1 protein-coding gene is annotated in these 305 nt (G+C 72.5%); it reads right to left on the bottom strand.

The window, feature by feature from the left end; translation table 11 throughout:
• Nucleotides 1-305: acyltransferase domain-containing protein (locus ACPCK6_RS29690; RefSeq protein ID WP_423482868.1), on the bottom strand; the 305-nt coding region annotated here is incomplete at both ends.

The raw sequence follows: 305 nt of genomic DNA, 5'->3' as shown, positions 1-305 counted from the left end.
ACCCGCCAACCCCGCTCACGGCAGCCCGCCACCACCGAGGCCACCTCATCGGCCCCGCCCGAGACGACCACCGACGCCGGGCCATTCACCGCCGCCACATCCACACCCGCGCCCGACGACGCGATCAGCCCGGCGACAGCCTCCTCCGACGCACCCACCGCCGCCATCACACCGCCAGCCGGCAACGCCTGCATCAACCGACCCCGCGCCGCCACCAACACACACGCATCCGACAGCGACACCATCCCCGACACGTACGCCGCCGTCACCTCACCGATCGAATGACCCGCCAGGTAGTCGGCCCG

The organism is Micromonospora sp. AB353, assembly GCF_049538395.1.
Classification (GTDB): Bacteria; Actinomycetota; Actinomycetes; order Mycobacteriales; family Micromonosporaceae; genus Micromonospora; species Micromonospora aurantiaca.
This window is presented reverse-complemented; position numbering and strand designations above follow the sequence as displayed.